The sequence below is a fragment of the Lignipirellula cremea genome, assembly GCF_056501455.1.
This window is the reverse complement of record NZ_CM151415.1, coordinates 1936624-1958319: the sequence shown is the minus strand read 5'-3', so window position 1 is coordinate 1958319 and position 21696 is coordinate 1936624. Positions and strand designations below refer to the sequence as shown.

At 65.2% G+C, this 21696-nt stretch carries 20 protein-coding genes; 8 read left to right on the top strand and 12 right to left on the bottom strand.

The window, feature by feature from the left end; all coding sequences use genetic code 11:
• Positions 1–19: 19 nt before the first annotated feature.
• The 5 genes from SH602x_RS07605 to SH602x_RS07585 all read right to left on the bottom strand — a co-directional run bounded on the left by SH602x_RS07605 (position 20) and on the right by SH602x_RS07585 (position 3976).
• Positions 20–928 carry an ATP-grasp domain-containing protein gene (locus tag SH602x_RS07605; protein ID WP_479476212.1) on the bottom strand — a complete coding sequence of 303 codons (909 nt, stop codon included), beginning with the start codon at positions 926–928 and terminating at the stop codon, positions 20–22.
• Between the two features lie 11 nt (positions 929–939).
• Positions 940–1875, bottom strand: a complete 936-nt coding sequence (gene mch, locus SH602x_RS07600) for a methenyltetrahydromethanopterin cyclohydrolase (RefSeq protein ID WP_479476211.1) — start codon at positions 1873–1875, stop codon at positions 940–942.
• 80 nt (positions 1876–1955) lie between these two features.
• The gene (hisN, locus tag SH602x_RS07595; RefSeq protein WP_479476210.1) at positions 1956–2771 is read right to left on the bottom strand and encodes a histidinol-phosphatase; all 816 of its coding nucleotides are present in this window, start codon (positions 2769–2771) and stop codon (positions 1956–1958) included.
• Positions 2768–3208: an RrF2 family transcriptional regulator gene (locus SH602x_RS07590; RefSeq protein WP_479476209.1), complete on the bottom strand. Its 441-nt coding sequence runs from the start codon at positions 3206–3208 to the stop codon at positions 2768–2770. Before SH602x_RS07590 ends, hisN begins: the two co-directional genes overlap by 4 nt.
• A gap of 135 nt (positions 3209–3343) precedes the next feature.
• A complete protein-coding gene (locus tag SH602x_RS07585) occupies positions 3344–3976 on the bottom strand; it encodes a signal peptidase II (protein ID WP_479476208.1) in 633 nt (210 codons plus the stop codon).
• 317 nt (positions 3977–4293) lie between these two features.
• Between SH602x_RS07585 and thrC the strand changes: the two genes are divergently transcribed.
• The 4 genes from thrC to SH602x_RS07565 all read left to right on the top strand — a co-directional run bounded on the left by thrC (position 4294) and on the right by SH602x_RS07565 (position 8594).
• Positions 4294–5694, top strand: coding sequence for a threonine synthase (gene thrC / locus SH602x_RS07580; protein ID WP_479476207.1), 1401 nt, complete (start codon positions 4294–4296; stop codon positions 5692–5694).
• Positions 5695–5886: 192 nt separating this feature from the next.
• Complete coding sequence (locus SH602x_RS07575; protein WP_479476206.1) at positions 5887–7266, top strand: Gfo/Idh/MocA family protein; 1380 nt, start codon at positions 5887–5889, stop codon at positions 7264–7266.
• 149 nt (positions 7267–7415) lie between these two features.
• Entirely contained in the window at positions 7416–8213 is a 798-nt protein-coding gene (gene dapB, locus SH602x_RS07570; RefSeq protein WP_479476205.1) for a 4-hydroxy-tetrahydrodipicolinate reductase, read from the top strand.
• A 6-nt stretch (positions 8214–8219) separates the two neighbouring features.
• The gene (locus tag SH602x_RS07565) at positions 8220–8594 is read left to right on the top strand and encodes a hypothetical protein (protein WP_479476204.1); all 375 of its coding nucleotides are present in this window, start codon (positions 8220–8222) and stop codon (positions 8592–8594) included.
• Between the two features lie 4 nt (positions 8595–8598).
• Here the strand turns inward: SH602x_RS07565 and SH602x_RS07560 are convergent, their stop codons facing one another.
• Together SH602x_RS07560 and SH602x_RS07555 are read right to left on the bottom strand one after the other, a co-directional pair.
• Entirely contained in the window at positions 8599–9375 is a 777-nt protein-coding gene (locus SH602x_RS07560; protein WP_479476203.1) for a class I SAM-dependent methyltransferase, read from the bottom strand.
• A 106-nt stretch (positions 9376–9481) separates the two neighbouring features.
• The gene (locus SH602x_RS07555) at positions 9482–10675 is read right to left on the bottom strand and encodes a BtaA family protein (RefSeq protein WP_479476202.1); all 1194 of its coding nucleotides are present in this window, start codon (positions 10673–10675) and stop codon (positions 9482–9484) included.
• Between the two features lie 262 nt (positions 10676–10937).
• Between SH602x_RS07555 and SH602x_RS07550 the strand changes: the two genes are divergently transcribed.
• The 4 genes from SH602x_RS07550 (at position 10938) to SH602x_RS07535 (ending at position 13863) form a co-directional block, all read left to right on the top strand.
• Positions 10938–11579: a hypothetical protein gene (locus tag SH602x_RS07550; RefSeq protein ID WP_479476201.1), complete on the top strand. Its 642-nt coding sequence runs from the start codon at positions 10938–10940 to the stop codon at positions 11577–11579.
• Positions 11580–11719: 140 nt separating this feature from the next.
• Complete coding sequence (locus SH602x_RS07545) at positions 11720–12271, top strand: hypothetical protein (protein ID WP_479476200.1); 552 nt, start codon at positions 11720–11722, stop codon at positions 12269–12271.
• A gap of 322 nt (positions 12272–12593) precedes the next feature.
• Positions 12594–13184: an SMC-Scp complex subunit ScpB gene (gene scpB, locus SH602x_RS07540; RefSeq protein ID WP_479476199.1), complete on the top strand. Its 591-nt coding sequence runs from the start codon at positions 12594–12596 to the stop codon at positions 13182–13184.
• A 271-nt stretch (positions 13185–13455) separates the two neighbouring features.
• A complete protein-coding gene (locus SH602x_RS07535) occupies positions 13456–13863 on the top strand; it encodes a hypothetical protein (RefSeq protein ID WP_479476198.1) in 408 nt (135 codons plus the stop codon).
• Positions 13864–14283: 420 nt separating this feature from the next.
• On the opposite strand, the gene hemA is transcribed toward SH602x_RS07535, so the two are convergent.
• From hemA to argH, 5 genes are all read right to left on the bottom strand, one after another.
• The gene (gene hemA / locus SH602x_RS07530; RefSeq protein ID WP_479469160.1) at positions 14284–15555 is read right to left on the bottom strand and encodes a glutamyl-tRNA reductase; all 1272 of its coding nucleotides are present in this window, start codon (positions 15553–15555) and stop codon (positions 14284–14286) included.
• Entirely contained in the window at positions 15552–16493 is a 942-nt protein-coding gene (locus SH602x_RS07525) for a cytochrome C assembly family protein (protein WP_479476197.1), read from the bottom strand. The genes hemA and SH602x_RS07525 overlap by 4 nt, the downstream gene beginning before the upstream one ends.
• A gap of 153 nt (positions 16494–16646) precedes the next feature.
• Positions 16647–17702, bottom strand: a complete 1056-nt coding sequence (locus SH602x_RS07520; RefSeq protein WP_479477100.1) for a sigma-54 interaction domain-containing protein — start codon at positions 17700–17702, stop codon at positions 16647–16649.
• Between the two features lie 99 nt (positions 17703–17801).
• The gene (locus SH602x_RS07515; protein ID WP_479476196.1) at positions 17802–20219 is read right to left on the bottom strand and encodes a response regulator; all 2418 of its coding nucleotides are present in this window, start codon (positions 20217–20219) and stop codon (positions 17802–17804) included.
• An 80-nt stretch (positions 20220–20299) separates the two neighbouring features.
• Positions 20300–21679: an argininosuccinate lyase gene (argH, locus tag SH602x_RS07510; protein WP_479477099.1), complete on the bottom strand. Its 1380-nt coding sequence runs from the start codon at positions 21677–21679 to the stop codon at positions 20300–20302.
• Positions 21680–21696: the final 17 nt, after the last annotated feature.

Below are 21696 nucleotides of genomic sequence, written 5' to 3'. Positions count from 1 at the left end.
CTTCGCGGGCAAGGCTCCGTCAGATCGCGGGATTCTCTTCAGGCAACTCCCTTCGTCGTTCCGCGACCAGCCGTTCGGCGAGGGCGATCGTCCGGGCGGCGACGTCGATGCCGTAGGCGGTCGCGACGCCCTTCCATCCAGGCACGGCGTTGGCTTCCAGCACAAATCGGCGCCCCTCGCGATCCTGCAGGAGATCGATCCCGGCCAGCGGCGCCCCGACGATCCGGGCCGACCTGCGCGCGAGGTCCAGTTCCTCGGGCGTAGGTTCGATCGCTTCGGCGACGGCGCCGCGGCTGAGGTTCGTCCTCCAGTCGCTGTCGTGTCGCCGACGGACCGCGAACGCTTCGTCTCCTACGATCAGGATCCGCAGGTCGAAGCCGGGATGATCGACGTACTCCTGAACATAGAGCGCCGAGCCGAGTCGTTCGAGCAGGCGGAACGTCCGAAAGGCGACGTCGGGATCGGTCAGGCGCCCGATGCCCTTTCCTTCGCTGCCGAACAGAGGCTTGAGGATCACGTCGCGACCGAGCGTCTCGAACGCCTGCATCGCGGCGTCGACGGTCTGGACGACGATCGTACGCGGCGTCGGAATGCCGGCCTCGGCCAGCCGCGCGGTCGTCAGGTATTTGTCGATCGCCGTTTCGAGGCTGCGTGGCGGATTGAGGACGACGACCCCCGCCGCATCTAGCCGTCCGAGCACGTCCATGCGGAAGATCACCTGCTCCAGACTGCCCGCGGGCATGCTGCGGATGATCAGCGCGTCGAAGTCGTCCAGCGCTGCATCGCCGACTTGAAAGCGAGGCGAACTCCCGCCGATCTCATGTCCCCCCAGATCGTTCCAGGCGATGACCTTCGCGGCGCCGCCCGAAGCGCGCAGCAGCTCGCGAACGTAATAGCCGTCCGGATCGCCGACGATGCCGAGTCGCATGCGAAACCCCGTCAGGCGGGAGCGAGCAGGTCGGGCCGAAGCGTTCCGAAGCGAAACGAGTTGCCCGACCGAAGATTGACGAAGCGAGCGACCGCGGGACTGAAGAGGAGAGGGTCGATCTTATAGAAGTCGCGATCGTACCGGTCGAAGAGCTTTCCGAACGGCTCGCCGTAATCGCGGGACGATTCGCTCGGCACGCGCGGGCCGAAGTCGGCGACCAAGGCATCTTCGCAATCGACCCACAGCGTCACGTCGCCGCCGTACAGAATGGCGTCGTTCGTGCGACCGAGCGCGACCAGATCGTTCGTGCCGACCGCCGGCATCGGCGCGACGCCGAAGCCATGCATCACGATCCGCAGATCGACGCCGAGCGTTTCCAGCTTGTGCATCGTCGTCTCGACCGATCGGGCAACCACCTGAATGGCGCCGGCGAGACTGGCGGTGGGAGCGACGAGCAGCGTCACTTCCTTCGCCGCGATCTTGCAGGCCTTGGCGATCTGGTCGACGACGTCGTCGCTCGGCAGCTTGCGAGCTTCGAGGACGCCGATCGCGACGTTCGAAGTTTCGCGCAGGTCATATTCGTCGAGCAGCTTCTCGTTCGAGCCGAGCGCCCGCATGGGGCCCGACCCCATCGCGAAGAAGCCCGGCGCCTGCAGCTTCCAGCCGGCGTACTGCGACGCCATGCAGGCTTCCAGCGGTCGATCGGTCGCGACGCGGATCGCCGGACCGGGCAGATCCGGGAAGGGATTCGGTACGAGCGCCGCGGACCCGAGCCCTCCCAGGCAAATACGCGCAAGCGCGAGCCCTGCCCCGAAACCGCCTGGCGCTTCGATGCCGCAATCGACGACAGTCGCGCCGGAGGAGGTCTTCGACGGCGAGACGCCGAAGAAGCCGGGATCACGGATCAGCCGCGAAGCGATGCGTGCGGCGCGGCGGTTGAGATGCATGCGGCTGGCGCTTTGCGAGGACTTACTCTGAGCGGGGGACGAAAGTCCCCCGAGTTTCCGGACGCGAGCGAGACGCGCCGTCAGGCGCGCTTCGTCCTGGCATGCGGCGACAGAATCGCGAAGACGGACTCTCTCAGCGCCGGGTTGCAGGCGAAGCCGTCGCCGCCGTGAGCGGTCGGTGCGCCGCTCCAGTCCAGGAAGACGCCGCCTGCTTCCGTCACGACCGGAACGACGGCAGCGGCATCCCACAGATTCAGTTCCGGATCGATCATCAGATCGGCTTTGCCGCAGGCGATCAGATAGTATCCGAAGGCGTCGCCCCAGGTGCGGGTGACGTAGGCCTGCCGCTCCAGCGTCTGATAGGCTTCCCCGGCGCCCCGTTCGGCGAACGTGCTGACCTGCGACGTGACGAATTTCGCGTCCGCCAGCGATGCACAGCGAGAGACCTGCATCCTTCGCGGTTCGTTCGCCCCGACGACCAGCCAGGAGCCGCCGCCCTGCTGAGCGAATGCCAGCCGTCCGGCCGCCGGCATCGCGATCACGCCGGCCACGGGTTCGTCCTCCCGCAGCAGCCCGACCAGGGTCGTATAAAGCGGGACGCCCGTGATGAAGGCCTTCGTCCCGTCGATCGGATCGAGCGCCCAGGTGAAGGGGCTGGTTCCTTCGGTGACGCCGTACTCTTCGCCGACGATCGTATCGGCAGGGAAGCGATCGGCGATCCGCTCGCGAAGGAAGGTCTCCGCCTCCTGATCGGCGATGGTGACCGGAGAGAGGTCGCTCTTGCGATCGAACGAGAGCGCCGGATCGTCGAACCGCCGGAGCGTCAGTTCGCCCGCTTCGTGTGCGATTGCGCGGGCCAGGTCGAGACGGGCGGCGACGTCGGCGTCTGAATTCATCGTTCGTGAGTCAGGGCGTTCGCGGCGCAGGAATCGTCAGCACAGAGATCGGCGAGCGACCTCCGGCCCAGCGCCTCGGTCAACTCGCGGCAAGTCTCTTCCAGGTTGGCCATCGTACGTTCCCGACCCGCGCCCGCGAAGTACGGACGGAGTGCCGGCGTGAAGTCCGCAGGGCCTTCGACCGCTTCCAGTATTTCCAGAAGCGTCACCTCGTCGGGTCGTCGCGCCAGACCGAATCCCCCCTCGATGCCGCGGCTCGACCTCAGCAACCCGGCGCCCGCCAGCGATCGAAGGATCTGCAGTAAAAAGCGTTCCGGCATCTCGCCCGCTTCGGCGATCTGATGGCAAGGCGCCATGATGCGGCCTCGCGTGTCATCGCGCTCGGCAAGGTAGATCATCGCTTTAATCGCGTAGATCGCAGTCTTCGGCGGCTTCATCGATACGTCCGTCGGGCGAGGAGGGGGGAAGGAACCCTTGCGAGACGAACAGAAAAGAGCGTTCGCCTCGCTTCCGCCGAGACGAACGGCTCGCCCTCCCGATCGGGAGACGCGCCTGCGATTTCGTCGCGGCGATCAGTCGGACTTCGGCCCGGAACGATCAGGGTCTGCGTCGCCGGAAGGTTTCGCAGGATCGTTTTCGGGCCCGGTGAACAAGGTCTTCAAGAAGAGAGCGGCGGCGCCGCACACGAGAAAAGTGTCGGCGAGGTTGAAGTTCGGCCAGACATGGCGTCCGTAGGAAAAACGAATCCAGTCGCGCACCTCGGGAATCGATTCCCCGGGCAGGCCCGGCGGCGACCAAAGTCCCAGCCGGTCGTACAGATTGCCGACGATGCCGGCGACGATCGCAGCCAGCACGATCGTCAGAAACCGGTCCCGCGCCGCCCGGCGAACGAAGAGCCAGTAGGCGATGCCGCCCACCGCGACGACGCTGATCGCGGCGAAGACGTAGGCGTAGCCTCTCCCGAAGCCGAAGAGGGCCCCGGGATTGGTCGCGGTTTCGATCCCGACGTAGCCTTCGACGATCCAATGAATCGTTCCCTGACCGGGCATGCCGAGCCAGTCGAAGATCTGACGCTTCGTTTCGAGATCGAGCAGCAGGCCCGCGAGGGCGATCCCCAGGAAGAGCGCGAACCGCGACCAGGGAACGCCGGTCGCGTCTTGCGAACCGATCGCAGTCGGGAGAGGAAGGGCATCAGCCTCGGACATCGGCGCAGTCTCGTTTCGCGTACCTGCGAACGGAACGGAAATCGCCGGCGGCGAAATCGACCGGGGTTCTACCGATCGCTCGCCTGAACGTCAAACCAGGATCGCACTCATAAGTAACTGTTTCAGGCGCTGATTTCAGCCGAAAAGCGTTGAAAAAGTCGAATACCGGAAATCCTCCGATGGTGGGGGCAGAACTTCGCTCGGATCCACCTGCCGGGGGGCGTCGGTTTCGCCGCCTTGATGGGGCTTCGGGCGCGACCTACATTTGATCCTTCGAGCTGCCCCGCTCGTCTCCCTCCGCGTTTCCCGGTCGCTCCGTGCCGCTCAACGACTTCGCGTATCAGAAGTGCGTCTCTCCGGCGTGCGGCGCCCAGTACGACCCGGGAGAGGTCGTCAATGCCTGCCGTAAGTGCGGCTCGCTGCTGGACATCGAGTATGAATGGGAGCGCGTCCCGGTCCCGAAGAAGATGAAGGACTTCGAGGCCTTCTGGTCCGAGCGAAGCGACCCCACTCGATTCAGCGGCATCTGGCGCTTTCAGGAGTTGCTTCCCTTCTCGTCGAAGGACGGCATCGTCACCGTCGGCGAGGGGCAGACGCTGCTGCAGCGTTCCGACCCGGTCGCCGGCTACGTCGGCATGCAGGAGGGAAACCTCTTCCTGCAGTACGAGGGGATGAACCCCTCGGGCAGTTTCAAAGATAACGGCATGTCCGCCGCGTTCACCCACGCGCGGGCGATCGGGGCGCAGCGGGCCGCGTGTGCGTCGACCGGCAACACGAGCGCCTCGCTGGCGATGTACTGCTCGGTCACCCGCCTGATGCGGGCAGTGATCTTCATCGGCACGGGCAAGATCTCCTACGGCAAGCTTTCGCAGGCGCTGGAGTACGGCGCCCTGACGATGCAGATCGCGGGCGACTTCGACGACGCCATGCTCCGCGTTCAGGAAGTCAGCCAGCAGCTCGGTATCTACCTGGTCAACAGCATCAATCCCTTCCGATTGGAAGGTCAGAAGTCGGTCATGTACCGCGTGCTGGAGGCTCTCCGCTGGGAGATCCCCGACTGGATCGTCGTCCCGGGCGGCAACCTCGGCAACAGCAGCGCGTTCGGCAAGGCGTTCAAGGAACTGCTCCACCTGGGGCTGATCGATCGGGCGCCGCGACTGGCCGTGATCAACGCCTCGGGCGCCTGCACGCTGGACGAGCTTTACAACCACCGCAAGCTGCGCTGGAACGGCGGCAAGCCCGATCTCTCCATCGCGGCGGACTACTACGTCGAACTCGACAAGTCGAAGTCGAAGGCCGACACGATCGCCAGCGCGATCGAAATCAATCGACCGGTCAACCTGCAGAAGTGCCTGAGGGCGCTCGACGTTTGCGACGGCGTCGTGCGACAGGTGACCGACCAGGAGATCCTCGACGCGAAAGCCCAGGTCGGCGCTGGAGGTTACGGCTGCGAACCGGCCTCCGCCGCCAGCGTCGCGGGCGCGAAGCTGCTCCGCGAGCAGGGCGTCATCTCCCCGAGCGAGCGCGTCGTCTGCATCCTGACGGGCCATCAACTCAAGGACCCCACCGCGACGGTCGCCTACCACACGACCGACCAGGAGCAGTTCAATAAGGTGCTCCGCAGCCGGGGCGTCTCCCGCGCGTCGTACGCGAACCGGGCGGTCTCCGTCTCGAACAACCTCGACGACATCGTCCGCGTGCTGCAGATGTACGGCTGAGGTTTGATGTTCCGTTCCTGAGCGGGGGGTGTGAACCCCCCGAGTCCCGATCGATCCGGGCGCTCAGAAAGCTCGGGGAACCTTCGTCCCCCGCTCAGCGGCAGCGGCTTATACTCGTCGGCTGTATGCCGCCGCGCGCTTTCGCGACTTCGGCGCCCTCCTCTTCTCGTCGAACGCTGCAGGAACCTCCTCATGGCTCGTCGAATCGATCGCAGGCAGTTCGTCGGCGGCGCGGTCGCCGCGGCAGGCGCCGGATACTGGCTTGCGTCGCAGCCCCGTCTCGCGCTCGCCCAGTCGCCGAATCAGAAGGTCAGCGTCGCCTGCATCGGCGTCGGCGGGAAAGGTTCGAGCGACACCGACGATGCCGCGAAGTACGGCCAGATCGTGGCGCTCTGCGACGTCGACGATCAGCGCTTGCAGCAGAAGGCGAAGCAGTATCCCGACGCGAAGCTGTTCCACGACTTCCGCGAACTGCTCAGCTTCATGGGCGACAAGGTCGACGCCGTGACCGTCAGCACGGCGGATCACACCCACGCTGCCGCTGCCGTTCGCGCCATGCGTCTGGGCAAGCACGTCTACTGCCAGAAGCCGCTCACGCACACCGTCGCCGAAGCGCGGCTAATGCGGGAGACCGCGCGGAAGCACGGCGTCGTCACGCAGATGGGCAACCAGGGGACGGCGCACGACGGTTTCCGCGCGGGCGTCGAACTGATCCAGAGCGGCGCTATCGGCGCGATTCGCGAAGTCCACGTCTGGACCAACCGCCCCTACTCCGACTGGGCGGCGGGCAAGATGTACTGGAAGCAGGCGCCGCAGATCACCGCTCGACCGAAAGAGACGCCGCCCGTTCCCGATTACCTGTCGTGGGATCTGTGGGTCGGGCCCGCCCCGGAGCGACCCTACAATCCGGCTTATCATCCGCACGATTGGCGCGGCTGGTGGGACTTCGGCACCGGCGCCCTCGGCGACATGGCCTGCCACACGGCGAACCTGCCCTTCATGGCTCTCGGCCTGGGCCTGCCGACGCGAGTCTCCGCCGTCAGCAGCGAGGTCAACCCCGAGACCTATCCCGCCTGGGCGACGATCACGTACGAGTTTCCCGCCCGCGGCGATCAGCCGCCGGTGAAGCTCGTCTGGTACGAAGGCTCGGAGGACGGCAAGCGGAACCTGCCCAAGCTGGAGTTCCCGGGCACGAAGGAACCGACCGACAGCGGCTCGCTCTTCATCGGCGAGAAGGGCCGCCTCTACTCGCCCGGCGATTCGGGCGATCAGCAGGTCCTCGAGGTGTCGGGGCAGACGAAGACGCCCGAACAAACGCTCGAACGGCTCGGGCTCGATCGCGGACCGGACGAGAATCAGAAGCGCGAATGGCTCCGCGCCATTCAGGGCGGGTCGAAGCCGCTCTCCAATTTCGATTACGCTTCAGTTCTGACCGAGGCCATGCTGCTCGGCAACGTCGCTGTCCGGCTGGGCGAAGCGATCGACTACGACGGCGCGAAGGGCCAGGTCACCAGCCATCCCGACGCGGCCGCACTGACCGACCCGGCGCCGCGCAAGGGCTGGGAACTCTGATCGAATCGCGTCACTGGCGTCACTTTCCCTGAGCGGAGGGCGTGAGCCCTCCGAGGTCCGGATCGTTCATAGCGCTGAAACTCGGAGGGCTCGCGCCCTCCGCTCAGAACGCTCTGCTGATTCTGCTCGCAAGAACTTCGATAGGTTTCATGGAACGAATCAAGCTCGCCATCAACGGAGCCTGCGGGCGAATGGGTCGCCGGCTCGTCGCGCTCGCGGGGGAGTCGCCTGAATTGGATCTCGTCGCCGCGGTCGAGCATCCGGGGCACTCGCTGCTGGGCGAAGACGCCGGAATCGTGGCCGGCATCGGCGCGATCGATCTCGCCGTGGGGTCGGAAGTGCCCGCGAACGCGCAGGCGCTGATCGACTTCTCGACGCCTGCCGGAGCCCAGGCAGCGATCCGGATCTCGCAGGAGCGCTCGCTGCCGCTCGTGATGGCGACGACCGGCCTGCCGGACGCCGAGAAGGACGCGATCCGCGAGCTGGCGAAAACGGTTCCCGTCGTCTGGTCGCCCAGCATGAGCGCCGCGGTCAATCTGACCATGAAGCTGGTCGAGATCGCGGGCAGGCACCTGAAGGATCATCCGGGCGGCGCCGACGTCGAAATCCTCGAGCGCCATCATCGCTTCAAGGAAGACTCGCCCAGCGGCACGGCGCTGAAGTTCGGCGAGATCGTCGGCCAGGCCATGGGCATCGAAAAGCACGTCCATGGCCGCGAAGGATTCGTCGGCAAGCGACCCCACGGCGAGATCGGCTTCCACGCGATCCGCACGGGCGACAACCCGGGCGAGCACACCATCCTGTTCGGCATGCTCGGCGAGACGATCGAAATCACTGTCCGCGCCTCGAACCGCGACTGTTACGCCATCGGAGCCCTGCAGGCCGCGAAGTTCGTCGCGTCGAAACCGCCCGGGCTTTATTCGATGAACGACGTGCTGGGGCTGTAGCGACCGATGGCGAAGTGCGAAGAAGGTTATCGCTGCTCGGTCTGCGGCGGAGACGTCGAAGACATTCGCGAGAGTTCGCTCTACCTTCGCTACGTGCTGGGGATGATCGACCCCGAGACGCTGCACGCGACGCCCGATCGACATCTCCGCTGCGACGAGGCGCTCGCGCAGTTCGTCGTCGATCCCGCTTTTCCGCCGATCGAGCGCACGAGCGGCGTTTCCAAGCGGGATCTCGACCCAGCCTTCGTCGCCGAGCGGGAAGCCTTCGTCACCCGGGGCTGGCGCCGCTTGCAGGAACTCTTCGAGCGCCTGCAGGGCGAGGAGATTTCCGTCCTCGACTATCCCCTGCCCGAAGTCGCGAACAAGCTGCGCGGGGAGTGAGCGGCTACGTGCTGGCTTCGCTGCGGGCGAGCTGCGTCTCTGCCGTAGTCGCGGCCGCCTTCCGTCCGACGAAAACGTAGTAAGGCGTTCGGATGACGGGGATGTACGGAACCTTGGCGAGTCGTTCCTCGAAATAAACGGGCTCGAACCGACGGTGCAGGTAAGGCACGTGATCGGCCGACGGATAGACGTTGTCCGAGCTGAACCAGACGGGCCAGAACGACCGCGTGAACCAGCCGTGGCCCTTCAATCCGTCGGGCGGATACTTCCGCGAAACGTAGAAATCGACGACGCCGATCACGCCGCCCGGCTTCAGCAGCCGTAGCGCGTGGTCGATGGCCGCGAACCAGTCGGGGATCATCGTCAGCGAGTAGGAGAACGTCACGACGTCGACGGTCCCCTCTTCCGGCACGAAGGTCGTCGCGTCCGCTTCGACCGCCTGCACGTTGGACCAGCCGCGATCGGCGACGCGCTTCCGCGCCATCGCGAGCAGCGACGGCGCGAGGTCGACGACGTAAACCTTTTTGAGCTTCGGCAGCGTGTCGCCGAAGAACTCCAGGTTGCTGCCGGTGCCGCCCCCCATGTCGAGCCAGACGCCGTTCGCGGGCGGGTCGATCGCCTTCACCAGTTCTTCGCGACCTTGCAGCAGACGCTTGCGGAAGTCGTCGTACGCTTCCGCCTGACCGCCGTAGAAACTCTCCAGGCGATCCGCATGGCTCTTGCCGCGAATCGGCTTGAGAGCCATGTGGTAAAGGATTTTCAGATCCTGGAAGAACGCCAAGAGGGTCTGCCCGTCGGAAGGAGATCGGCAAGCGGCCGAAGGATCGAACCATCCGAGCGATCGCATGCATGCGATCGCTCACGATCGGTCAAAAACCGAACCTTCGTCAGGCTTTCGCGAGGTCGGCGATATAGAAGCTGCCGTACGTGTGGACGCGATCCTTCTCGTGCAGGGTCGCGGCCAGGTCCTCGTGATGCTTGAGCAGTTCAGGCAGCTTTCGCGACGCGCCGTTCACGCGGACTTCGACCCGTTCGAGGAAGTCGGTGTGCAGACCGCCGCTGCGCCAGATGATCCGGGCGTCGTCGCTGGCCCGGTTCAGGATCGCCTGCCACTCCGATTCGAGCAGCGGGAAGAACCGATCGCTGAGCCAGTCCATGTGATCCAGCAGCACGAATCGCGTGATCGGGCGGTCGTGCTTCTCCAAGAACGCCTGCACCGAATCGGTGTGCGTCTTTACGCGATCGACCATGCCCCCCTTCAGCTTCGCGAAGTTCTCCTCGACCAGATACTCCGGGCAGCAGTCGGGCGTGTACGAGCCCGTCATGTAGACGCGCCAGAAGTAGTTGTCCGCGATCGGAAGCTTCGTGAAGACGGCCTCCACGCTGTCCTGCATGAACTTGACGATGCTGCCGTCGTAGTGCTTTTCGACCTGGCGACGCTGGGCCTTCGGCACGCCGAGCAGCGACAACGTCGAATCGCGGTTCATCGCGAATCGCAGCGGGCCCGACCAGAGCTTCTCGCGGATCGCCCGGTCGTAGATCTCCTTCTGCTCTTCGACGGTCTTCGACTCGAGCAGCGCGTGATAGTGCGGGCGCAGCTTCAGCGCCGTGTCGACGTACTTCTTCGCCGCGCGGGCGAACGCGCCCGAGGTTCCGCGAAAGTAGAACGAGACCCGCGGATGATCGAAGTAGCGGATCCGTTTGTCCCAGTACCGCTGGGCGAAGTCGGAAAGATCGGGCCGCAGCTTGTCGCGATAGATTTCCCGCGCGCCGGGGAGCCGCCCCTTGCCGAACATCTTAAAGAAGTCGTCGTACTCCAGGCGGCGAATGCCCGACTTCTTCAGTTCCAGCAGCGCGTTCTGCCGCGGATTCATATCGACGGCATGCACCTCCGCCGGACCGGCGAGCGCGTAGTCGAGCGCGTTGCAGCCTGCCGAGGTGATCACGAGAATGGAATCGGTCGGCCTGATCTCCAGCGCGACGCGATCGAGCCGGGGATCTTCCCAGCAGGTGTTGTAGACGAGGTTATTGCGGTGGACGACGGAGAAGACGCGACCGCTGACCCAATCCAAGAACGACATGCACGCGTCCTGACGCGAAAACTCGCGAGAGATGATGACGAAAGCTCAAGCGTCGGACTGCGCGGAAAATTGATCGCGCAGTTCCGCCTCGATGATTGACGCAGCTTCGCCGCGATAAATGACGCTAATTCTAGCCCTGCGGGCGACTCTGACAAGGAATCGGAGTCTCCGATTCCGGCAGGTTTTACGCCGCCCTCTCGAAACGGTTCGGCGGCCCTCTTCCTGCCTTCGAAGCCGGGAAACGACGTTCCGTCGCACGTTTATGCCTAAGAGCCGAATCGGTTCCGCTTTCTTCGCGGCGCCGGCGATCGCGATCGCCGGCTCGGTCGTCGTCCTCGCCGTTCTGGCAGCGTGGGAACGAACGTCGGTCGGAGTCTATCCGGTAACGCCGACCGAAAGCCTGTGGCTGCTGAAGGCCGGCGACGTCGCCGATCCCTCGGTCGATCTCGGCGCGTCGAACTTCGAAGAGCGGATCGAAAAACGTATCGAAGGGGGCGACCGCGCTGTCTTGGAGTACGTCTTCGACGCCGGGGAAACGGGGGTCCGCGTAAAAACTCGCCTGATCGAACGGTCGAGCGAAGATCAGGCCCGGCAGGAGGCGACCGACCGTCGTATCGCGTTCGGCGGCGTTCCGCAGGACGTCGCGCCGGTCGTAGCGTACGGCACGACCCCGTCCGGCGGACAGGCGACGCTGCCGATCATCGCGACCCGCGACGGCCGGACGTTGTTCCTCGTGCAGCAGGGGACGTACGTCTACACAGTCGAGACGTCGGCGAACTTCGGCTCAGAGTACCTCGTGCTCAAGGCGATTCAGGATCGCATGGCGCCTCTCGACCGGCCCGGGTTCGTTCTGCCGCTTCGCGTTCCCGTCGTCGAGCCGCGCCCGACGCCTCCGGGGAACTGATCTGGCGTCGAAGTCGGTTCCTGCCCTACAACGCCGCGCGCGGCGGTCTTCGACTGGTTCGGTCCAAGCCGCGTCGACTGCGTCCTCGGCCCATCCGCTCGCGATTCGACGGACAGCCTGCTCCGTACGGCCTATCGCCGATGACTTCGCGCCCCTGGCACATCGTCCGCTGGTTCGGCTTCCTCGCGATCGGTCTGACGATCGCGATCGGCAGCGGCATGCGATTTCGTGCGAAGAATCGACCCGCGGAGGGCCTCCTCGCCGAGCGAGAGGAGCCGGACGATTCGCATCTCGCGCAAGCGCCGCGAGTATGGATGGCGCCGGAACCTGGCGCCGCTGAATTCAACGACTGGAACGTTCCCCCCGCCTTGCCTGCGACGGAGGAAGCGTCGGCGATCGCGATTATCGACCCGCCCGACACGACGCTGGATCCGAATTCGCCGCAGGCGGCGGAGGAGATCGACGCGATCGTCAGGGCGATGGCCCCCTACGACGTCGACTTCGATAGCGTGCAGGTCCTCGCCGTCGAAGACCGGGGGCGCCTCCGCTTCGTCTTTTCGTGCGAAGTGCCGACCGGCGACGGCGCCGCATCGTTCGTCGGCGAAGGGCCTGATCCGCCGAGCGCTGCCCGCCACGCACTCTCCCGCATCCGAAACTGGGCGGCGGCGCCCGGCGAGACGACGCTCCGCTGATTCGCGGGTTAGCGAGGGTATTCTCGCAGCGATTCCGCCTCTGCCTGCCGACGCTTGCCGTCGTCGCTCCGGACGCGGACAATCGAGCCTTCGACACGGACGGGATCGGCGACGGCATTTCCGCATGAACGCGAAGTTTCAGCGAAGCGGTTCACGACTTTCGCGCGTTCCATCGCCGGCGGAGCGACGCCCCTCCGTCGGTTCGCTGATCGGTTACTTTGCGCAGGCCCGCCGCCCGGGATCGAGAAGGACACACACGCAGCCGCTACTTTCGCCCGCCGAGCGAAAACTTCGGACTAAGTCGCCTGCGTCGCGACGCCGCATGGCGGAAGGGATGCGCGACGAAGGGTTGCGGCGACTGGAAGCGACGCTGTTTCTCGCGAAGGAACCGCTCACCAGCCGCAAGCTGGCGCAGCATGCCCAACTGGAAGACGGCACCGAGGCCCGGGCGCTCGTCCGGGCGCTCAACAAGCGTTACGAGCAGGAAGGTCGCGCGTTCAGCGTGGAATCGATCGCGGGCGGATTTCGCCTGATGACGCGCCCGCGGTTCCTGCCCTGGCTGCGGCGACTTGACGCGGCGACGGCGACGCCGGATCGCATCAGTTCCCCCATGCTCGAAACGCTGGCGGTGATCGCTTACCTGCAGCCTGCCCCGCGTGCGGAGATCGAAGCCATTCGCGGCGTGAACTGCGGCGAGATCCTGCGGCAGCTTCTGGACAAGAACCTCGTGCGCATCGAAGGTCGCAGTCAGGAACTGGGGCGACCCTATCTCTATTCCACCACGTCGAGATTCCTGGAGACGTTCGGCCTTCGCAAGATCGACGATTTGCCCTCGATCCGCCGGCCCGAAAAAGTCTCGGAAACCTCTGGAAATGAGCTTCCCGTCCGTTCCCGCGAAGCAACGGATGAGTAAACTACTGCGACCTTTGCGGCCCCTGGAGTCGCCCTTGAATCCGAATGACGAACGGGTCCTTTCTCATGGCCCGATCGTTTCTCAGGTTCGACAGGTAACGACGGAGCGTCGCGATTCGGAAGAACCCTGCTCGCAAGATGAGCCCGACTCGGCTTGCGAGGGCGTTCGAATTCCTCAAGATTATCTTCGCTCGTTCCCGATAGCGGGTACGGCGAGGAACATCGTCACCTTCGGAACGTCCTGGAACTGTGTCCTTGCGGAGGAAGTCGGCGTGAGAACCCTGTGGCTGGACGAAGAATTGAACGCCGATGCGGCGGGCGTTCCGGAAACGACTCGACGCGGCTCCTTCGTCGCGCAGGTGCAGTCGCTCCTTCTCGCGAAGGACGATGACGACCTCGATGAGGAGGACGACCTCGTCGATGACGACGACGACGAAGACGATGACTGGGACGACGAAGAGGACGAAGACGACGACCTCGACGACGAGGAAGACGACCTCGACGACGAAGAGGACGACGAACTCGAGGAAGAGGAAGAAGACCTCGAGGACGACGAGGAAGAATGGGACGACGAAGAGGACGACGAGGACGAAGACTGGGATGACGAGGACGACGACGACGACGATGACCTCGACGACGAAGAAGAGCTAGAAGAGGAAGAAGAAGAGGAGTGGGGCTGAGCCCTGCGCTCGCTCTCGACCCCTTTTGGGCTTCTCGTGAATCGATCCGCCGCGGCGTCAGGATTCTTTCCGGACGCCGTTTTTCGTGCTCTGACGCGAGCGCACCTTGCGGTTCGCGCCTGGCGCGAAAGTTCGCCTAACCGGTGCGGGGAACATTGCGCTTGGATGGCGCTGGTTGTCTCATCCAGCGTCCGCGCAGCGGATCGGAGGCCTCAGAGGCGCGTCGGAATCTTCGCTGCCGAGTTCCTCGAAGCGTGTTCTCGAAGTTGGCCGGCGAGCTTGCGCCGAATTCGTTCCGAGGCCTCCGACGTGCTGCGCCCGCGCCGGTTGAGTCAACCGGCGCCACCCAGCAAGAATCGCGCAGCGGAAGCTGCGAGGCGCCCTCGTAGAGTCAGCGCGGCGCCAGGAGCGACGCCGGGATCAATCCTTGATCTGGAACAAGCGCCGCAGCGCCGCGAGGAGCATGTGCGGCGTTCCCGATTCCGCCTCTTCCTTCAGCGACTGGAGGGGCGGATGCAGGATCTTGTTCACCAGCCGGTCGAACGCCTTCCGCACTTCCGCCTTCGATTCGTCGTCGAGCCGATCGAGCTTCGCCAGCAGGCGTTCCAGTTCGCGCTGCTTGGTCTCTTCGGCCTGCGACTTGAAGCGCTGGATGGTCGAGCCCGTTTCGCGGCGGTGAAGTTCGTGGACGAACTTCCGCGTCTCCTCTTCGAGAATTCGCTCCGCCTTGGGCCATTCCTTCTCGCGCTGCCGGCGATTCTCCTCGCAGACCTGCTTCAGGTCGTCGATCGAGTAGAGATAGACGTTCTGGAGCTGGGCGATCCGCGGCTCGAAATCGCGAGGCACCGCCAAGTCCAGCACGAAGATCGGGCGCTCGCGACGCTCCGCTTCGATCCGCCGGAAGCGGTCGACGGTCACGATCGGTTGGGCGGCGCCGGTGGCGGTCACGACCAGATCGCACTCGACGAGCAGCTCGTCGAGCCGTTCCCAGGGGCATGCCAGGCCGTTGAACCGCTTGGCCAGATCCTCGGCCCGTTCGAGGTTGCGATTGACGACGCGAAGATCCTGCACGCCTTCCTGCTGCAGATAGATCAGCGTCTCCTCGGCCATTTCCCCCGCCCCGATGACGAGCGTCACCTTGTCGGCGAACGATTCGAACACGCTCCGCGCGAACTCGCTGACGGCGACGCTCGGAATCGAGACGCGCCCCTGCTGAATGGCGGTTTCGGTCGCGATCCGCTTCGCGACGCGCAGCGCGTTCTGGAAGACGAGGTCGAGCGGACCGATCTGGTCCACCTCGCGTGCCAGATGATGAGCCTGCTTCACCTGCGCGAGGATCTGAGCCTCGCCGATCACCATGCTGTCGAGGCCTGACGCCACGGCGAACAGGTGTCGCACCGCATCTTCGCCGGTACGCTCGAAGAGTTCGCTGAAGATCTCGATCGAGTTCAGGCCATGGAAGCCGGCGAGGAATTCGACCAGCTCCTGGTGGGTCGGCGCCTTATCGGCGGCCTCGCAGGCGGAATAGAGTTCCACCCGATTGCAGGTCGACAGAATGACCCCCGAGGCGGCCGGAAAGCGATCGGAGAACGCCTTCAGGGCCTCGCGGGCCTGATCCTTGTCGAACGCCAGCCGTTCCCGGATCGCGACCGACGAAGTGTGGTGACTGCAGCCGACGACTTGCAGTTTCATCGCGGGTTCTCCGCGACGGCGTCGGCATTCGCTCCGATTTCGGCGCTTGCCGAATCGGACACGACGGATGTGCGCTCCTCCGCCGGAAGACTCGTACGCTCCGGCTGCTCGGACCCATGGCCCGACAGGACGGCGAGCGTCACTTCCAGGAACAGAAACAGAAAGCTGGCGACGACGACGTACGCGACCTTCCGCCCCTCGCGCGCGGGTCGATAGAGCAGTCCGATCGCCGACGCCGCGAATAGCCACAGGAAGAGCGCCGACGAAGTCCAGACGACCGGATCGGCCCAGCGGATGGCGCCGTACTTCGCCAGGCTGTGCGCCATGCCGGAGAGCAGTCCGAGCCCGAACAGAGCGGTCGAGATGAAGAAGGTCGGCTCGATCGCGCGATGCAGGCGCTCGAGGCTCGGCAGACGCAGGCCCCGCTGGCTCCGAATCCCTTGCTTAAGGCGGTACGACTGCACCAGGTACATCGCCCCGGCGGCGAAGCCGAACACGACGACCACCGTCCCCGCCAGCAGCATCAGGCCATGGATCGTGCCCCACGAGACGGTCTGCGCAGTGAAGGACGTGCCGCTCCGCACGGCCCAGCCGATGGCGAGCAGCGCCAGCGCGATCGGAAGCAGAAAGAGTCCGTAATTCTTTTGCGGATCGCGGATCGCCAGAATCAAATAGGCCGCCGCGACGATCCACGCCGCCGCCAGGCACCAGTCGTACCAACTGCCGAGTCCCGGCGTACCGACGTCCGCCGATTCGATCCCCGCACGAAACACGAAGCGATTCGCGAAGTAGACGCCCTGCAGCAGGACGCCGATCCCGGCGAAGCCGAGCGAGACGACGTATCGGATGGGCGCACGAAAGAAGAGCCGCGAGATCTCCAGCAGCAGGGAGACCGCGTACGACGTGAAGAAACAGACGATCGAGATGCCGGTCAGCAAAACGGCGAGGGCGTGAAGAGGGGAGGGGATCGCCGCCGGTGGGGCGAGGTCGGGGGGCGTTCGTTTCGAGCCGAAGCCTCCCGCAAGCGTAGTCCGGCAATTATAGGAGCCGGTCCGCGGCCGCGACGTATCGAGCGGCGTCGATAGCGGGGCCTATTCCTCGATTCCGTAGTCTTTGAGCTTCTTGTGCAGCGTGTTTCGATTGATGCCCAGGCGCGTCGCCGCCCTGGTCTGCACGTTCGACGTCTCCTGCATGACCTGCAGGATCAGTTCCTTCTCTACCTTGTTCACAATGCGTTCGTGAACGTTTTCCGCCTCTTCCCCCGCTTCCTTCAGCCCCTGCCGGACAAGCTGCGAGGCCAGGGACGACGAATCGGCGGACGACGTCTGCCGCTGGTGGTAGAGGATCGAGTAGGGATCGAACTCCGTGCTGCCGGAATGCGAGGCGAACGACTTCGACAGGCCGGCGCCCGAAGCGCCCCGTCCTCGTTTGACCGGATCGGGCAGAACGTCCAGCGTCAGTTCGTCATCCTCCGCAGTGACGACCGCCCGTTCGACGTAGTTTTGAAGTTCGCGGACGTTGCCCGGCCAGTGGTAATCCTGCAGGGCCTCCATCGCGGCCGGCTGGATATGGATCACGTACCGGTCGTTCGCTTCGCTGTAGTAATTCAGGAAGTGGGCGACCAGCGCCGGAATGTCCTCTCGCCGCTCGCGCAGCGGGGGAAGCACGATCGACACGACGTTCAGCCGCCAGTAAAGATCCTCGCGGAAACGATTCGCCGCGACCTCGTCGGACAGGTCGCGATTGCTGGCGGCGATCACGCGGGTGTCGACGCGAACCGTCTCCGTATCTCCGACCCGTTCGAATTCCCGCTCCTGCAGCACGCGGAGAAGCTTCACCTGCAGCAGCAGGGACGTGCTGTTGATTTCGTCCAGAAAGATCGACCCGGTATGCGCCGCCTCGAACCGCCCTGTGCGGTTATTCACGGCCCCGGTGAACGCTCCGCGGACGTGACCGAATAGTTCGCTTTCCAGCAGGCTCTCGGACAGCGCGCCGCAGTTCACCTTCACCAGCGGTCCGGTACTGCGACCGCTCAGGCGATGCAGGGCCGTGGCGATCAGTTCCTTTCCGGTCCCGGTTTCGCCCAGGATCAGCACCGACGCGGCGCTGCGAGCGACCTTGCGAGTCGTCCGATAGACCTGCTCCATGGCCGGACCGGAACCGATCAGCCCCGGAATCGGCGGGCCGAACTCGGCAGGTCGGTTCGCTCGATAGCTCGCCATGCGCGACCGGTCAGGGGGCGGGAATCACGGCGAAGGAACGGCCGCTCGGGAACTCGGGACTGCCGTCGGGGAACTCGGAGCGGGCGTTTCGACCGTTTCAGCGGCCGCGGCCTTCGTCGCCACGCGCGACTCCAGCACGTCCAGGATTGCCGACCGGATCCGCTGCGTCTCGGCGTCGAGCGTGCGACTCTGGTTATAGCGATCGTACTGCTGCACGATTTGATCCTGCGTCAGAAGAATTCCGCGGCGCTTCACCGAGTCGGCGAAGGCGGCGAGCGCGGCGTCGCGAGCTTGCGTGGGCAGGTAGGTCTGCGACGCCGCTTCGATCAGCGCCAGTTCCGCCTGCGGCGTCGCCAGCCTTGCCAGGATGCCGGCCGCGGCGGCGGAGAATTCCGGATCGCCCAGCGCCTCGATCGCCGGCGCTTCGAGCCGCTCGAACACGAGACCCATCGGGTTGCCCGGCATATCGAGCAGCTTCTGAATGCCCTCCAGCGCGAGGGCCGTTCGCGGACGACGGAGTTTCCCGACCGCCTCGTCGACGCCGGGCTCGAATTCTTCCGCCAGTTGCCGGAACTCGCCCGCCGTCATGTTCTGACCGATCAGGCGGACCTTCTCGAAATCCTGCGCTACGAAGCGGAGCGACGGATCCTCGGTCGAAATGGCCATGACGATCACCGGCACGTCCGCCGTCGCGGGATCCTTGCGTAGCTGGCTGACGTACTCGATCACCTTCGTCTTCGGCAGCCGTTCATGCACGACGATCGCGTACAGGTTCGGCGACCGCTGACGACTCGCCTTGAAAAGATCGTCGGGCGTCAGCCCCACGTGGACCTCGAACCCGGACTGCTCGAGCATCGCGGCGTACGAGGCGGCCAGCGCGGAACGCGGATGTCCGAGCGTGATCACCGGAGCCTGAGCGGGGCGGGCGACGCGCCCCAGAATCTCCGGAACGCGGCTCGCCTCGCGAAACGGAAAATCGGGAGCCATGCGCACCACGGCGAGGGCTGCCGCGAAGCGAACGTCTTCCGACGAATGTCGCAGAGCCTCGGCCACGATCGGGCGTTCCAGGGCGACCGCGTGCAGCGACGACTGGTCGTTCCGCAGGCCGAACAGCGTCATCGTCGTCGCGAGCGCCCCGGGAAGGTCGTATTCCAGCGCGCGGCGTGCGACGGCATGCAGCCGCTCAGAGGTGAATGGAACCGCCGCTTCCCAATCGGCGAGAACGTCCTCGGGCAAATCGTCGGCGCCGAAGAGTTCCGCCCGGGAGGCGAACTGGGCGACCAGGTAATCGACTTTGACCGCCTCGTCGTCAGGATCCAGCGCCAGCGATGATTCCGCCAACTGTCGCGCGGCCAGCAGCGACGGCCCGATCGGCTGACCCGTCACGAGAACAGGAGATTTCGCCGCTTCGTCCCAGATCCACCAGTTCGATCGCGGTCGCGGGACGTTGGAAATGCTGGCGACATACGCGGGCGTCATGCCGCCCAGGAAGCGTTCGGTCTCGATCTTGACCAGGTTCGCCGCGATCTGATCGTCCGGCAGTTCGTCGAAACGCTGAAGGAAGTAAGCCTCCGCGGCAGCGCGGACCTGCGGATCGGAATGCTTTAGGAATCCGACGGCCCTCAGGTCGCGTTCGGCAGGGCCGTAGGTCGTCAGCAGTTCGATCGCGCGGGCGACGCGCACCGGATCGTTCGAATCGAGCAGCGCCGGAATGACGGGCGGCAGCCAGCGGAACTCTCCGAAGGCGAGCATGGCGCCGCGGGCCGCCGCCGAATCGCCCGGCTCGGACAGAACCTCCGCCAGCGACGGAATCGCACGGTCGCCTGCTCCCGCGATCAACCGCAGAGCGCGATTCCTCGCGTTGGGTCGATCGCCGGCGATCTCCGCGAAGGCCGCCTTGATATTGGCCGGGTTACGGACGTGCTCGTCATACTTTTCGTAGACCGCATCGACGAAGGCCCGTCCCGCCTCGTCCAGGTCTTCGCGATTGGCCAGGTCCCAGAAGAACTCGCTGCCGTACGTAGCGAGCAGATCGAACGCCGTCGGCGGGTCAAGCGACGCGGTGATTTCGCCCAGGAAGCGTTTCGCCAGTTCGGGTCGTCGCAGCGAGAGGAGCGCCTGGGCCGCACGCAGCTTCGCGGCCGGCGTCTGCGGATTCGATTCCAGGATCGCGAGAACCGCCGGCTCCTCGATCACGGGCCCTGAGGGAGTTCCTGCGGCAGGCGTCCCGGCAGCGGGCGTTCCCCCGGTAGGAGCGGGCGTCGTCGGCGCGCCGCCGAAAGGATCGGCGAACGGATCGGCCGGTTGAGCCCAGGCTTCGCTCGTAGCCAGGATCGCGAGGGCGACCGGCGCAGCCGCAAGAATTTTGCGGGCGAGTCGAAGTACGAATGCGCCGGCGATCCCTCGCGTGCAGTTTCCTGGCTGTCGGTCGAAGCCGGTCATCGGGAAAACCCGCGAGAGAATAGAGGCGTTATCGGGACGGTCGTTCCGGAAAGGAATCGACGGACGAAAACGCACGGCGGTCATGTGCCGACGCGGGCCTGCCAGCGTGCGATCTGGCGGTCTACCTCGGAAGGCGCCGTCGAACCGTAGCTCTTAAACGCCCGAATCGCATTCTCGACGCCCAAGACATCATAAATGGAGGCGTCCAGCGTCGAATCGATTTGCTGAAATTCCTCCAAGGGAAGATCGGCCAGCGGAACCCCGCGGTCCAGCGCACGCCGCACGATCGTTCCGACCAGTTCATGCGCCCGGCGCTGCGGCATCCCGCGGAGCATCAGGGCTTCCATCAACGTCGTCGCATCCAGATATCCCTCGTTCAGCCGCCGGGCGATCGATTCCCTTCGCAATTCGGCGCCTGCCACGAGCGGCGCGGCCAGTTCCAGGCAACTGGCGACCGTATCGTAGGCGTCGAACGCGGGCGGCTTGTCTTCCTGCAGGTCGCGGTTGTACGCCAGCGGCAGTCCCTTGGTCAGCACGGCCAGCGTCTGCAGGGCGCCGATGGTTCGCGCCGTCTTGCCGCGAATCAGTTCCAGTACGTCCGGATTGATCTTCTGCGGCATGATGGACGAGCCGGTGCAGAACGTCTGCGGCAGCTTGATGAAGCCGAACTCCGTCGTCGTCCAGAGGATCCACTCCTCCGCCAGCCCGCTCAGGTGAATGGCGACCGTCGACAGGCAAAAGACGAACTCGAACACGAAGTCCCGGTCGCTCGAGACGTCCAGGCTGTTCGCCGCGACCCCCTCGAAGCCGAGCGCCTCGGCCGTCATGTCCCGGTCGATCGGCAGCGAAGTCCCCGCGAGCGCCGCGGAACCGAGGCCGCTGACGTTCACGCGGCGGCGGCAATCGGCCAGCCTCGCCCGGTCTCGTTCGAACTTCTCGCAGTACGCCAGCCAGTAGTGGGGCGCCAGAACCGGTTGCGCCCGCTGCAGATGCGTATACGCCGGGAGAATCACGTCCCGGTCGCGGTCGCACCGACTGACGAACGCTTTCTGCAGGTCGAGGAGCAGTCCGTCTAGCCGATCGATGGCCGACCGGATCCAGAGCCGGAAGTCCGTGTTGATCTGGTCGTTCCGGCTGCGGGCGGTGTGCAGCTTGCGCCCTGCGTCGCCGAGGCGCTCGGTCAGGGCGTGCTCGACATTCATGTGAATGTCTTCGAAGTCCTGCCGGAGCGGAAGTTCGCCCGATTCGATCTCGCCCGCGATTTGGTCGAGCGTGACGGCAATCGATTCGGCTTCTTCGTTCGTGAGCAGGCCGACGGCGCTCAACATCCGGGCATGCGCCTGAGAGCCGGCGACGTCGTGCCGCAGGAGCCGGGCGTCGAAGCTGACGCTCTCCGTAAACCTCTCGACGCGAGGGTCCGTTCGCTCGGTGAATACGCCGCTTGCCGAAGGCTTCGACACGATCGACCTAAAGTCAG

Coding starts and splice junctions, on each gene's coding strand:
- SH602x_RS07605 (WP_479476212.1), bottom strand. CDS start 928: ATGCGACTCGGCATCGTCGGCGATCCGGACGGCTATTACGTTCGCGAG.
- mch (WP_479476211.1), bottom strand. CDS start 1,875: ATGCATCTCAACCGCCGCGCCGCACGCATCGCTTCGCGGCTGATCCGT.
- hisN (WP_479476210.1), bottom strand. CDS start 2,771: ATGAATTCAGACGCCGACGTCGCCGCCCGTCTCGACCTGGCCCGCGCA.
- SH602x_RS07590 (WP_479476209.1), bottom strand. CDS start 3,208: ATGAAGCCGCCGAAGACTGCGATCTACGCGATTAAAGCGATGATCTAC.
- SH602x_RS07585 (WP_479476208.1), bottom strand. CDS start 3,976: ATGTCCGAGGCTGATGCCCTTCCTCTCCCGACTGCGATCGGTTCGCAA.
- SH602x_RS07575 (WP_479476206.1), top strand. CDS start 5,887: ATGGCTCGTCGAATCGATCGCAGGCAGTTCGTCGGCGGCGCGGTCGCC.
- dapB (WP_479476205.1), top strand. CDS start 7,416: ATGGAACGAATCAAGCTCGCCATCAACGGAGCCTGCGGGCGAATGGGT.
- SH602x_RS07565 (WP_479476204.1), top strand. CDS start 8,220: ATGGCGAAGTGCGAAGAAGGTTATCGCTGCTCGGTCTGCGGCGGAGAC.
- SH602x_RS07555 (WP_479476202.1), bottom strand. CDS start 10,675: ATGTCGTTCTTGGATTGGGTCAGCGGTCGCGTCTTCTCCGTCGTCCAC.
- SH602x_RS07550 (WP_479476201.1), top strand. CDS start 10,938: ATGCCTAAGAGCCGAATCGGTTCCGCTTTCTTCGCGGCGCCGGCGATC.
- SH602x_RS07545 (WP_479476200.1), top strand. CDS start 11,720: ATGACTTCGCGCCCCTGGCACATCGTCCGCTGGTTCGGCTTCCTCGCG.
- scpB (WP_479476199.1), top strand. CDS start 12,594: ATGGCGGAAGGGATGCGCGACGAAGGGTTGCGGCGACTGGAAGCGACG.
- hemA (WP_479469160.1), bottom strand. CDS start 15,555: ATGAAACTGCAAGTCGTCGGCTGCAGTCACCACACTTCGTCGGTCGCG.
- SH602x_RS07520 (WP_479477100.1), bottom strand. CDS start 17,702: ATGGAGCAGGTCTATCGGACGACTCGCAAGGTCGCTCGCAGCGCCGCG.
- SH602x_RS07515 (WP_479476196.1), bottom strand. CDS start 20,219: ATGACCGGCTTCGACCGACAGCCAGGAAACTGCACGCGAGGGATCGCC.